This window comes from Halosolutus sp. DAT137 (assembly GCF_059736405.1).
In genome coordinates, this window is record NZ_JCAQID010000001.1 from 346801 (window position 1) to 359393 (window position 12593).

The 12593-nt window shown below is 62.8% G+C and carries 10 protein-coding genes; 7 read left to right on the top strand and 3 right to left on the bottom strand.

The genetic code is table 11. The annotated features are described in order from the left end of the window. The first annotated feature begins 116 nt into the window (after positions 1-116). The 5 genes from AC6I6L_RS01745 to AC6I6L_RS01765 all read left to right on the top strand — a co-directional run bounded on the left by AC6I6L_RS01745 (position 117) and on the right by AC6I6L_RS01765 (position 6568). Positions 117-1736: an ATP-binding cassette domain-containing protein gene (locus tag AC6I6L_RS01745; protein WP_497915992.1), complete on the top strand. Its 1620-nt coding sequence runs from the start codon at positions 117-119 to the stop codon at positions 1734-1736. Between the two features lie 126 nt (positions 1737-1862). Continuing rightward, complete coding sequence (locus tag AC6I6L_RS01750) at positions 1863-3131, top strand: ABC transporter substrate-binding protein (protein WP_497915993.1); 1269 nt, start codon at positions 1863-1865, stop codon at positions 3129-3131. Positions 3132-3141: 10 nt separating this feature from the next. Beyond that, positions 3142-4089, top strand: coding sequence for a branched-chain amino acid ABC transporter permease (locus AC6I6L_RS01755; RefSeq protein WP_497915994.1), 948 nt, complete (start codon positions 3142-3144; stop codon positions 4087-4089). Further along, entirely contained in the window at positions 4086-5231 is a 1146-nt protein-coding gene (locus tag AC6I6L_RS01760) for a branched-chain amino acid ABC transporter permease (RefSeq protein WP_497915995.1), read from the top strand. The genes AC6I6L_RS01755 and AC6I6L_RS01760 overlap by 4 nt, the downstream gene beginning before the upstream one ends. After that, positions 5228-6568 (top strand): MmgE/PrpD family protein, encoded by a 1341-nt coding sequence (locus AC6I6L_RS01765; protein ID WP_497915996.1) that lies wholly within the window; start codon positions 5228-5230, stop codon positions 6566-6568. Before AC6I6L_RS01760 ends, AC6I6L_RS01765 begins: the two co-directional genes overlap by 4 nt. A gap of 417 nt (positions 6569-6985) precedes the next feature. On the opposite strand, the gene AC6I6L_RS01770 is transcribed toward AC6I6L_RS01765, so the two are convergent. Continuing rightward, entirely contained in the window at positions 6986-7735 is a 750-nt protein-coding gene (locus tag AC6I6L_RS01770) for an SIMPL domain-containing protein (protein ID WP_497915997.1), read from the bottom strand. A gap of 233 nt (positions 7736-7968) precedes the next feature. Continuing rightward, on the bottom strand, positions 7969-8781 hold the full coding sequence (locus AC6I6L_RS01775) for a glycerophosphodiester phosphodiesterase (RefSeq protein WP_497915998.1): 813 nt from the start codon (positions 8779-8781) through the stop codon (positions 7969-7971). A gap of 166 nt (positions 8782-8947) precedes the next feature. Between AC6I6L_RS01775 and AC6I6L_RS01780 the strand changes: the two genes are divergently transcribed. Beyond that, positions 8948-9304: a hypothetical protein gene (locus AC6I6L_RS01780; RefSeq protein WP_497915999.1), complete on the top strand. Its 357-nt coding sequence runs from the start codon at positions 8948-8950 to the stop codon at positions 9302-9304. A gap of 54 nt (positions 9305-9358) precedes the next feature. On the opposite strand, the gene purH is transcribed toward AC6I6L_RS01780, so the two are convergent. Continuing rightward, positions 9359-10996, bottom strand: a complete 1638-nt coding sequence (purH, locus tag AC6I6L_RS01785; protein WP_497916000.1) for a bifunctional phosphoribosylaminoimidazolecarboxamide formyltransferase/IMP cyclohydrolase — start codon at positions 10994-10996, stop codon at positions 9359-9361. 167 nt (positions 10997-11163) lie between these two features. Between purH and purB the strand changes: the two genes are divergently transcribed. Further along, entirely contained in the window at positions 11164-12552 is a 1389-nt protein-coding gene (gene purB / locus AC6I6L_RS01790; RefSeq protein ID WP_497916001.1) for an adenylosuccinate lyase, read from the top strand. Positions 12553-12593: the final 41 nt, after the last annotated feature.

A 12593-nucleotide genomic window follows, 5' to 3' on the forward strand; every position in this document is an offset into this window, starting at 1 on the left:
TACGTTTCGGGGGTTACGATCTCGTCTCACCGGTTCCGGCCCGCTCTGGCCGATTCTGGCGGGTTTCGGTCGAACCGCTGGGAAACCCTTATGCTGATCTGGTCTGATATACGGCTGTGAGCGACTACATACTCGAGACGACGGACCTAACCAAAACGTTCGGCGAGTTACTCGCCAACGACGGGATCTCACTCGGTGTGGAGCGAGGCGAAGTACACGGAATTATCGGTCCGAACGGGAGTGGAAAGTCGACGTTTTTCAACACCGTCACCGGATTCTACGACGCAGACGGCGGGCAGGTATTCTTCGAGGGGACCGACATCACGGAGATGGGACCGGACAAAATCGCCCGGAACGGTCTCGGACGCACGTTCCAGATCGCCTCCCCGTTTACCGACCTCACCGTCCGTGAGAACCTCCTGAGCGTCTACACGGAGGGACTGGGTTCGGGACTCCGCATCAGCGACGAAAAGCGTTCCCGCGCCCAGGAAATCCTCGAGCAACTCGAGATCGAACACATCGCCGAGCACGAAGCCAGCGACATCAGCGGCGGCCAGCAACAGCTGCTCGAACTCGGGCGCATCCTCATGCTCGATCCGACGTGTATCATGCTCGACGAGCCGACCGCAGGCGTCAACCCGGCCCTCCAAGAGCGGATTCTGGATCACCTCCGCGAACTGAACGAGGGGGGCCAGACGTTCGTCATCATCGAACACGATATGAGCGTCATCTCGGGGCTGACCGATCGCGTCAGCGTCCTGAACCAGGGCAAGATCGTGATGCAGGGCGACTTCGAGAGCGTCACGAGCGACGAGCGAGTCAGGGAGGCGTACCTCGGCGAGGAGACGGACCCCGATGCGGGACTCGCTGACACGCTCGATCGAAACACGCGATCGTCGGCCGAAACCGTCGCGACGGACGGCGCTCACGGCGAAAGCGCCACCGAAGCGGGCGGGACTGCTGCTGCGAGCGGCAGTGGATCGGCCGCACAGTTGTCTCGGATGACTGCCGACACGCCGGCGACGGCACAGCGACTGGTCGCAGCGGACATCGTTACCGGCTACGGCAACCACACGGTTATCGACGACGTCTCGGTCGAGAGCCACGACGGGGTGACGTGCATTTTTGGCCCGAACGGGAGCGGGAAATCGACGCTCCTCAAGGCGCTCGTCGGTGCGGTCCCGGTCTGGTCCGGCTCGATCAACTACGGCGAGACCGATATCACGGAATCGAACGCGTACCAGAACCTCGATCACGGTATCGTCATGCTTCCCCAGGATGGCGGCATCTTCGGCAGTCTGAGTGTCCGGGAGAACCTGTTGCTCGGCGGCTACCGGGTCGACGATCGATCGGTCCGTCGGGAACGATTCGACACCGTCCTCGAGGCGTTTCCGGCGCTCGAGGACAAACTCGACACCGACGGACGCTCCCTCTCGGGCGGCCAGCAGATGATGCTGAGTTTCGGCCGTGCGATGATGACCGGCTCCGATCTCTTCTTGCTCGACGAACCCAGCGCCGGCCTCGCGCCGTCGCTCGTCGACGACGTGTTCCAGATGACCGAAACGCTCGTCGAGCAGGGCGTACAGGTAATTCTCGTCGAACAGAACGTCAGAGAGGCGCTCACGATCGCAGATTACGTCTATATCCTCGCTCAGGGACAGTTGCAGTTCGGCGGCGAAGCGAACGAACTGCGCGACGAGGACGATCTGGTGGAACTCTATCTCGGTCTCGACTAGTCGTCCAGATTACCCGCACCGCCGTTCGCCTTCTATCTGAACGGAATATGCTTGGTGTATTACTGCGGTGATTATTTGGGTTAGACCGTACAAATCTATAAATAGTTTGCCTTCTGATAGGGGTGTATGGCGACAGATAGTAGTCGAAATTTCAGGCGGTCGTTTCTCAAGTACATTGGTGCAGCGGGAACTGTTGGACTTGCAGGCTGTGTTGGTGAAGATCCCAGCGGCAATGGCGGGGGGAATGGAAACGGCAGCGGAAACGGAAACGGCGGAAGCTCCGACACTGTGGTGATCGGATCGAATCACCCGCTGAGCGGTGACCTCGGTGGAACGGGGACGCGAATGGACAACGCCGTCCAGCTCGCGGCGATGATCAAAAACGAAAACGGCGGCATCGAGTCGATGGACGGCGCAGAAATCGAGGTCGTCAGCGGCGACAATCAGGGCGCACAGGAACTCGGTGGCGAAATTTCGGACGAACTCATCGACGAGGGAGCGGACGTCCTCACGGGTTGTTTCTCCTCGCCGGTCACGAGCGCCGCGACCGTCGCGGCCGAACGCCAGGGCGTTCCGTTCGTGATCTCGGTGTCGGTCGCTGACGACATTCTTCAGGCGTCCGAAATGGAGTACGTCTACCGGCCACAGCCACGCGCGCGACAGATGGCCGTCGACCACGCGGATCTGATGCCACAGGCGATACGAGATGCCGGCCAGACTGTCGACACCGCGGGCATCTATTACATCGATATCGACTTCGGACAGTCCGTGCGCGACGCGCTTCGCGACGAACTTCCCGCAAACGACATCGAGATCGTCGAAGAAGTCGGGATCGGCTTCGGTGAAACGGCGGACACGCAGGTAACCCAGCTACAGTCCGCCGACCCGGACGTCGTGATCGCGATCTCCTACGAGGGCGAAACCGTCGAACTCGTCCGTGCGATGGACGACCAGAACTACCAGCCGCCGTTTTTCGCCGGCTGTTCGAACGAGGCACTCAACGATCGAAGCGCCCTCCAGGAGATGGGCGACACGGCGGAGGGGGCGCTCGCGACGAACTTCGCGCTCAACCCGATCGACGACCGTGCCGAAGAGGTTCGCGAGCGCTTCGAAGACGAGTTCGACCAGTCGTTCGACGCGAACGTCGCGATGACGTACGCAGCGACGGAAGTGATCATCGCCGGGATCGAAGAAGCCGGCTCCAGCGACTCCGAAGCGATCAACGACGCGCTTTCGGGAATCGAAGTGACCGATCACATCGCCGCCATGCCGCCGATCACGTTCGACGACGCCGGCGAGAACGAAAACGCCCTCGCGCCGCTGTTTCAGGTGCAGGATCTCGAGGACCGGGTCGTCGCTCCCGACGAGTTTGCCGAAAGCGACGTCGATCTCTAAGTATCACTAAATGCTCCCAACGCTCGCCACTGGATACGACATTCCGTTGACCCCGCTGCAGCAACTCGAGACGGCGGTGACACCCATGTTCATCGATCCGTTGATCGCCTTGCAACTGGTCGCGTTCGCGATCCTGCTCGGCGGTATCTACGGACTCGTCGCGCTGGGGTTGACGATGATTTTCGGCGTGATGGACGTCATTAATTTCGCCCACGGGGCGTTGATGGTCGTCGGGATGTACACCGTCTGGTGGCTCACGAACGAGGCCGGACTCAACCCGTTCTTGACGATTCCTGTTGCGGTCGTCGTGCTGTTCGTTCTCGGACTCGCGATCCACCACGTGACGATCGCACCGATCATCGAGGCACCCCAGGAGAACCAGTTGATCGTCACGTTCGGCGTGCTGTTGATCCTCGTCAGTGGGATCGAAATCGCCTTTTCGGCGGACCCGCAGAGTCTCGACATCGATCTCGGCTCGATCGGCGTGGCCGGGATCTTTCTTCCGGAAGGACAGTTGTACGCGCTGTTGGTTGCGATCGTCGCCGTCGCTGTCTCGTGGGCGTTCTTGCAGTACACCCAGATCGGCCGGGCGATCAGGGGAACGGCGGACAACAGGGACGCGGCCCAGTACGTCGGGATCAACGTCCCGCGGATCGATTACCTGACGTTCGGACTGGGTGCTGCACTCGCCGGACTGGCCGGTGCGGTCATCCCGCTGTTCCAGCAGATCAATCCGAGCCTCGGTGATGCGTACCTCATTAACGCGTTCGTCATCGTCGTTCTCGGTGGGCTTGGGTCGTTCCCCGGCGCGTTGCTCGGCGGGATGCTCATCGGTTTCGTCCACGTGTTCGGACAGTTCTTCCTGCCGGGATCGGGATACCAGATCGCGATCTTCCTGATCTTCATTCTGGTGCTCCTGTTCCGACCCGAGGGACTGCTTGGAGGTGGTCACGCATGAGCAACGCAGACAAGGGGGCTACCACGGGATCCCGCGCAGTAGCGGGCCGAATCGATCGCGCTCGACGCCGGTACCGGGCGTTTCGCAGCCACTGGTACTCGACCCCCGTGCTCCTCACGGCGATCTTCGCCGGGTTACTCGTCCTGCCGTTTACGCTGAACCTGTACGCGTTCGGGTTCAGTCTCGGGACCTGGGTGAGCGTCCACATGCTCATCATCACGCTCGTCTGGGCGACGACCGGGCAGGCCTGGAACATGATGTCCGGCTACACGGGGCAGTTCTCGTTCGGACACGCGGCGTTCTTCGGACTCGGCGCGTACGGGACGATCATGCTCCTGAGCGTCGCCGGTGTGAACCCGTGGATCGGCATGATCGTCGGCGCAATCGTCGCCGGAGTGTACGGACTCCTCATCGGCGTCCTCTGTTTCCGGTACGATCTCGAAGGCCACTACTTCGCGCTGGCGACGCTTGCGTTCGCGGAACTGCTCCGGTTTACGTTCAACACCGTGCCACAACTCGGCGGGGCCAGCGGGTACTTCAAACCGTTGCCACGAGCGTACGCCGACGGCTTCGGTCTCCTGGCGTTCCAGTTCGAGACCGCGCTCCCGTACTACTACGTCATCCTCGGGTTCCTGATCGTCGTTACCGCCGTCTCACTCGCGATCAAACAGTCGCGCCTCGGCCTGTATCTGTTTGCGATCCGTGAAAACGAAAACGCGGCCGCGGCGGCCGGGATCCCGACCTACCGGTATAAACTTCTGGGGACGACGGTGAGTGCCTTTTTCACCGCGTGGGCCGGGGCCTTCTGGGCGATGTACTTCGATACGATTCGCCCCGAAACCGTCTACGAAATCCTGATCAACGTCGAGGTGTTGCTTCCGGCGATCGTCGGGGGCATCGGGACCGTACTCGGGCCGATCATCGGGGCGTTCATCGTTATCCCGACGAGCGAAATCGCCCGCCAATTCGTGGATCTCCCCGGCTTCGATCGCATCGTCTACGGCGTTCTCCTGATCGGTATCGTCCTCTACAGCCCGAAGGGCGTCGTCTCGTGGCCCGGACGGTTCTTCGAATTGCTCGAGCGCAAGGGCCTGTACGAAAGTACGCTCACCGAAGACGCCGAAGCGGACGAGCACGAATGACTGACGCGGCGTCGCTTTCGTCGTTCGTCGCGGGCCTCTCACACGAGGACCTCCCCGACGCAGTTCGCGATCGTGCCGGCCTGATCGTCACTGATACGATCGGCGCGATCGTCGGCGGTTCGACGACCGAGCCAGTTCGGACGCTACGGGGGCAGTACGCCGATCGCAACGGCGGTACCGCCTCGGCGTTCGGAACCGACATCCGCCTTCTGCCCGAGCGGGCGGCGATGGTAAACGGAACTGCTGGAACGGTACTCGAACTCGACGAGGGTCACAAGCGGGCGGCCGGACACCCGGCGACACACGTGCTGCCGGCCGTACTGGCCGTTGCCGAGGCGGATGACGGAACCGTCGACGATGCAATCGCGGCGTTCGTCGCCGGCTACGAGACGGCCGTTCGCGTCGCGCGGGCGTGTCAGCCGCTTGCCGACGGCTACCATCCTCACGGCGTCTGGGGCGTCGTCGGTGCCGCTGCCGGCGTCGCAAACTACGAGGGACTGGACCGCGAGACGACGACCCACGCGCTCGCGATCGCAGCGAATCACGCACAGCACACCCGATTCGAGGCCGCATTCGAGGGTGCGACCGTTCGGGACACGTACACCGGCATGGTCGCGCCGGACGCGATCGCTGCCGTCGACCAGGCTCAGGCCGGCTTCACCGGCATCGAGGACGGCATCCGCGTCCACCTCGGTTCCATCGCCGCCGACCCCATCGATGAGATTCCGACCGCGGATCTCGGTGATCGGTGGGAGATCCTGTCGGGCTATTTCAAAATCCATGCGGCCTGCCGGTACACGCATCCCGTTCTCGACGCGATCGACGACCTCTCGAGCGACCGATCGATCGATCCCGACGCAATCGCGGCGGTGACGGTCGAAACCTATCCCGCCGCGGCGACGCTGACCGGTCCGGAGCCGAACACGAGGCTGGCCGCGAAGTTCTCGATTCCGTTCGCCGTCGCGACCCGACTGGTCCACGGCCACTCCGAAAAGTCGGCGTTCGAGCCGACGGCGTTTCGGCAACCGGTGTACGACCTTGCAACTCGGGTGTCGGTCGAGTCGACCGCGGAGTTTGCCGACCCTGTCCCCGACAGTCGAGGGGCGCGCGTTACCATCGATCTCGGAGAATCCACGCTGTCGACGACGGTCCGACACGCTCGCGGTGGCGCACAGCGCCCGTTCGACGAGACACAGATTCGAGCGAAATTCCACTCGCTCGTCGACCCCGTTCTCGGTAACTCGGCCGCTGAGGACGCGTGGTCGACGCTCCGAACGCTCTCGGCGACCGACGTTCGATCGCTGTGTCGCTCCGTCGATCCCAGTTCGACGAACTGAGGTCACGATCGGGGATGGCTTCTCATCGGAGTCGAATCGATTTCTCGCCATCCGCCATGGTCTGGACTCGGTAATTATATGGTGGCTAGTATGTATCCATAACCGAGTAGACCGCCGAGATACCTGAACATGGGTGCAAGACTGTCATCAGTGACAGGGTATCTGGGCGTCGTAACGAACCATGGTACTGGTTATTGTACAGGATATGGCGAGTATTGGGGACGAACATCGACTTTTTACGATTATGTGCGGTCAATTTTCCTATTAATGCTCGACTACCGCCGTCCCCGTTGAACCCTCTCCATATATTGATGGATATGGAATATTTTCCCCTTATTATCGAGTATTTTATACATTTCTATTCGCATATGTCTGCCTGTTCGAACGGCCGCCGATCGCACCCGCTCCGGTTCGGTTCTACTCGTCGGCGGCGAACGAGTAGACGACCGTCACGCTCGCGCGGACGCTTACCGGATCTGTATCAAACGTCGTCTCGGGTGCGCCGGCATCGTCGGATTCTGCGACCTCGTCAGCTGCGTATCGAACCGTCCCGTAGCTGACATCGTTGGTCGTTACCGATTTCGTCCCCGTGAGTTTGACGCCGCGGTTTTCTGCGACGTGTTCCGCTTCGCTGTCGGCGTTCGAAAGCGCCTCGTCGAGCGCGTCGTTGCGAAGTCCCTCGCGCGTCGTCTCCTTCAGTGTGAAGTTCACGCGGCCGATGTCGTCCGCACCGGCGTCGACCGCTCCGTCGACGACCTCGCCGACGCGGTCTACGTCGTCGATCGTGAGGTGGAACGATCGCGACCCGCGGAATCGATTCCCGTCTCGGTCGGGGTGGATGCGGTAGCGCCCTTCCTCGACGTTTTCATCGGGAATGCCGAGCTCGTCGAACGCGTCGCGAAGCGGGCCGGATCTCGTCGCCAGTTCGTCACGAACCGCGTCGGCGGTGTCGCCACGGGCTTCGATCCCGACGCTCACCGTCGCCTGGTCGGGTTCCGTCTCGACTGCACCATCGGCGCTCACGGTGATTTCGCGCCCGTTTTCCGCGACTCGCGTGACCGGTTCACGGTCGTCGGGGTCGTCGCTGCTGAGTACGCTGCCAGTACATCCTGCGACCATCGCCGCGAGGCCGATACCAGATGCCGCCATGAACTGTCGTCGATCCATACCGATCCGATCGACCGGCACTGAAAAAACACCTCGTCAAGTTCAAAACCGCCTTTGAGCTTTCGATCGGCGCGATCCACCGTGGTGTATCGAACTCGTCACGCGTCGAACCGTTACGCAGCGAACGCCGCGGGCCCTTATCTCGATCTGTCCTCGCTGGCCGAAACGGCCGATCGAACACTACACGACGCGTTCGGCGTTCTCGCCCGCCGGTTCAGGCGGCGACCCGTCGGTCAGGTCTCCTCCAGAATCTCCAGTGCGTAGTCGGGACGGTTCGTCACGAGGACATCGAGATCGTGCTCGAGAACGTCACGAACCGTGTCTTTGGTGTCGACCAGTTTCCAGATGCCGGCGGTGAGTCCGCTGGCTCGCGCCTCGCTGACGAACGTCGACACGCCGTGGGGTGCGTAGTGACTGAGCGCCACGTCGGCCCCGGCCGATCGGGCGTCGTCTGCGAGCCACGACGTCGGCACCGACCCGATCAGTCCGGTCGGGACGCCGGCTTCCTGTGCCGGTTTGAGCGCCTCGACTTCGAACGAGATGATCGAGACGCGATCGAGAAGTCCGTACTCGGCAACCGTCTCGAGGACCGCCTCGGTGTAGCCACTCGATTTCAGTTCGAGATAGATCGACACGTCGGCGGACGCGACCGTCTCGAGTCCGTCCTCGAGCCTGATGAGCGGCTCCCCGTCGATCGTCGCCCCGCGGATCTCCTCCCAGGGCGTATTTTCGATCCAGCCGTGGCTGTCCGAATCCCAATCGAGAGTGGGATCGTGAAACAACACGAATTCCCCGTCGCTCGTCCGTCGAATGTCGAGTTCCACGCCGTCGACGCCCACGTCGAGCGCACGGCGGATCGCAGCCGCCGTGTTCGGTGGTGCCAGCCCCTCAGCACCTCGATGACCGACGATCGCCGGCCGACCCTCCGGGGCGGAGCCGGAGCCGATCAGCGGTGAGAGCCCCCAGACCGTTACTCCGGAGAGTCCCGCTCCCATCCCTGTCAGTACGCGTCGTCGGGTGAGTTCGGGACGGGATGGAAGCGACATATTCGAGGAAACACGCTGCAACCACATCAATTTTCTTACAATCGACCGCGGCGGCTCGCCGGCCGGTGTAGCCACAGAGTCACTCCGGCGGGACGATCGTCACGGCCACGGACCGCCACCTGGTGCGATCCACAATCGCTTTACTGGCAACCGCCCATGAACGTGTGTGAGTCGACTCGAACGCGCCCTCGCCTGGGTGCGGACCCATCCAGTTGGCACTGTCTTCCTCTTTCTCGTAGCCGTGCCGGCGGTTCTAGCGGCGTTTTCTTTCCGGCAACCGTTCGGGCTTCCCGCCGTGTTTCTCTCCGAACTCGAACTGCTGTTCTGGCTGCTCGTCTACGTTCCGATCGACGGTATCAGACGATTCCTCTTGGATCCGATCGGTCTCGGCGTGCTCTTCGTGATTCCCGGTCTGGAACAGGCAACAGTGTTCACTATTTTGCTCGGATTCTACTACGCCCTCAGTGTCACACTCGTCCGGATCGCCGCCGCGGTTCGGGTCCAGTACCGAACGAGGCGCTGACGAAACCGGAAGATCACCGCACCTTCCGAGCTTCAGACTCGACTTCACTACCGTTCAATCGTGTCTGAAACTCCGCTGCCCCGTAAACGCCATCGCAATCCCGTGTTCGTCCGCAGCCGCGATCACGTCGTCGTCGTTGACCGAGCCGCCGGGCTGGACGACCGCCGCGATACCCGCTTCGGCAGCCTCCTCGATCCCGTCCGGGAACGGGAAGAAGGCGTCAGAGGCCATCACCGCGCCCTCGGCGTCCTTGCCCTCGGCGTGCTCGTCTGCTTTCATCGCGGCCAGTCGGACCGCGTCGACGCGGGAAACCTGTCCCATACCAATGCCGACCGTCTCGGTCCCTTTCGTAAAGAGGATCCCGTTCGATTTCACGTGTTTCAGCGTTTGCCAGGCGAACACCATCGACTCGAGTTCCCCCTCGGTCGGCTCGCGCTCGGTGACGACCTCGAGATCCTCGATCGAGATGGACTGCAGATCGCGCTCCTGGACGAGTCGGCCGCCCACGATCGGTTTCTCGGTGAACCGGTCCGTTCGCTCACCCAGTGCACCGACGTCGAGCACCCGAAGGTTATCCTTCTCGAAGAGCACGTCGAGCGCGTCGTCGGTGTAACCCGGCGCGACGACGACCTCCTTGAACGAGTCGACGATTTTCTCGGCGGTCGCGGCGTCACACTCCCGGTTCACCGCGACGATCCCGCCGAACGCGCTCATCGGGTCAGTCGAGAGCGCCTTCTCGTAGGCCGCTGCGATCGAATCGGCGGTCGCACAGCCCGCCGGGTTGGTGTGTTTGATGACGGCTGCAGCGGGTTCGTCGAACTCCTTGATCAGGTTGAGCGCGCCGTCGGCGTCGTTGTAGTTGTTGTACGACAGCGCCTTCGCACCCTCGTTCAACTGGTCGGCGTGGACGACGCTCGCCTCGTCGCAGGTGTAGTCGGCGTAGACGGCCGCGTCCTGGTGCGGGTTCTCCCCGTATCGGAGGGTATCGGCCCGATCGTCGGAGACGAATCGTCGCGCGGGCAGGCCATCGTGGTCGTCGGTGTCCGTACTCGCAACGTCCGTCTCGACGGTAACCTCGCCAGCGTCGAGGTCCACGTCGATCGCCTCTTCGCTAACCCACTTGACCGCACGCGGGTACGCCCGGAACTCGCCCTCGTAGAGGACGCGCTCTTTCAGGGTCTCCGCGTCGTCGCCCTCGTAGACGGGAATCGGTTCCTGAGTGACGATCGGTCCGGCGTCGATCTCGCTTTCGACGATCGCGCCGTCCTCGTCGGTCGCGTCGGTAACGACGTGGACCGTACAACCCGTGACGGAGACGTCCGCCTCGAGTGCGTCGCCCCAGGCGTCCGTGCCGGGGAAGGACGGCAGCAGCGACGGATGAACGTTCAGCGTGGTCGGCTGGGCATCGAGGAACGTTTCGGAGAGGATACGCATGTAGCCGTCCAGACAGACCAGGTCGAAGTCGTAGTCCGCGAGCGCCTCGTTGACCGCCGCTTCGTGCTCGCGCCGGCTCTTGTCGTCTGCGAGCGGGACGACTTCAGTCGGGATTCCGCGCTCGGCTGCGGACTTGAGCACCGGCGCGTCCTCGCTATTCGTGAGCACGACGGCGAGTTCGGCCCCGCCCGGCGCGCGATCGGCGATGTTCAACAGGTTCCGTCCTCGGTTGCCGGCCATCCCGGCGATTCGTGTCATGAGCGGATGGCCGGCCGCGAGCGGCAAAGTGGTTGCGGTCTCGACCACCGAAGTATACACGTTTACGTATATTTATGGAGCTATACTCGACCGCTCTCGCGGAAATATACACACTCGTGGCTCCGGCTATCGATACGCTTTTGCGCCGCGCTCGAACAAATCCGATAATGACCGACATCGATTCCCTCTACGCCGTCTCGCCGCTCGACGGCCGCTACGCGAGCCGGACCGCACCGCTATCGCCGTACGCCAGCGAGGCCGCGCTCATGCGCGCTCGCGTTCGCGTCGAAGTCGAGTACCTGATCGCCCTCGCGGATCTCGACGCGACGCCGCTCGTACTCGACATCGACGAGCGGGAGCGACTCCGCGGCCTGTACAACCACTTCGCGGAAGAAGACGCCCAGCTGATCAAGAAACTCGAGACCGAGGGCCACGCGGGCTTTTCGGCGACGAATCACGACGTGAAGGCCGTGGAGTACTTCATCCGCCACCGGCTTCCGGAGGGCAGCGACGCCTCGCCGTGGATTCACTTCGGGCTGACCAGCGAAGACGTGAACAACCTCGCCCACCGGCTGCTGGTCCGCGACGCCGTCGACGAAGTGCTCTTGCCGGAACTGTATGCGGTGCAGAATACCCTCGCCGACATGGCCCGTGAGTACCGCGACCTGCCGATGCTCGCGCGCACCCACGGCCAGCCCGCGACGCCGACGACATTCGGCAAGGAGATGGCCGTCTACGCCGCCCGCCTCGGCCGTGCAACCGGACGTATCCGGACGGCGACCGACGCGCTGTCGGGCAAACTCGGCGGCGCGTCCGGCACGTACGCGGCCCACGTCGCGGCCTACCCCGACGTCGACTGGCCGGCGTTTGCCGAGGCGTTCGTCACTGAACTCGGTCTCGGGTTCGAGTCGCTCACCACGCAGGTCAACCCCTGTGACGACCTCGCGGCGCTGTTCGACGCGTTCCGCGGCGCGAACAGCGTTCTCCTCGATCTCGACCTGGACGTGTGGCTCTACGTCTCCGATCGCTACCTCGGACAGGAGTCGGTCGATGGCGAAACCGGCTCGTCGACGATGCCCCACAAGGTCAACCCGATCGACTTCGAGAACAGCGAGGGGAACCTCTCGAAGGCGAATTCGGATCTGACCTTCCTCGCGGACTATATTACGACCTCGCGACTCCAGCGGGATCTCTCGGATTCGACGGTCAAACGCAACATCGGGGCCGCCTTCGCCCACTGCCTGATCGGCTACGGGAAGACGGCGGCCGGCCTCTCGAAGGTCGTCCCGACCGAGCAAGTTATGCGCGAGGAACTGGCCGACACCCCCGAAATTATCGGTGAGGCCGTCCAGACGATCCTTCGGCGTGAAGGGCAGGAAGACGCCTACGAGCGCGTCAAAGCCGTCACCCGCGGCCAGGACGTCACGATCGAGGACTTCCGGGCGATGTTCGACGAACTCGACGTCGACGAAGATGTTCGTAAAGAACTCCACGCGCTCACTCCCGAGGGGTATACGGGCGTCGCAAGCGAGCTGGTCGACGATCTCGGACAGTAACGGCCCCAGCACAGTAATGGCTCCAGTCCGCGCCACGACGA

Excerpts from the sequence above, each read along its gene's own strand:
- AC6I6L_RS01775 (WP_497915998.1), bottom strand. The coding sequence starts at position 8,781 with ATGTCGCTTCCATCCCGTCCCGAACTCACCCGACGACGCGTACTGACA.
- AC6I6L_RS01750 (WP_497915993.1), top strand. The coding sequence starts at position 1,863 with ATGGCGACAGATAGTAGTCGAAATTTCAGGCGGTCGTTTCTCAAGTAC.
- AC6I6L_RS01765 (WP_497915996.1), top strand. The coding sequence starts at position 5,228 with ATGACTGACGCGGCGTCGCTTTCGTCGTTCGTCGCGGGCCTCTCACAC.
- purH (WP_497916000.1), bottom strand. The coding sequence starts at position 10,996 with ATGACACGAATCGCCGGGATGGCCGGCAACCGAGGACGGAACCTGTTG.
- AC6I6L_RS01770 (WP_497915997.1), bottom strand. The coding sequence starts at position 7,735 with ATGGATCGACGACAGTTCATGGCGGCATCTGGTATCGGCCTCGCGGCG.
- AC6I6L_RS01760 (WP_497915995.1), top strand. The coding sequence starts at position 4,086 with ATGAGCAACGCAGACAAGGGGGCTACCACGGGATCCCGCGCAGTAGCG.
- AC6I6L_RS01755 (WP_497915994.1), top strand. The coding sequence starts at position 3,142 with ATGCTCCCAACGCTCGCCACTGGATACGACATTCCGTTGACCCCGCTG.
- purB (WP_497916001.1), top strand. The coding sequence starts at position 11,164 with ATGACCGACATCGATTCCCTCTACGCCGTCTCGCCGCTCGACGGCCGC.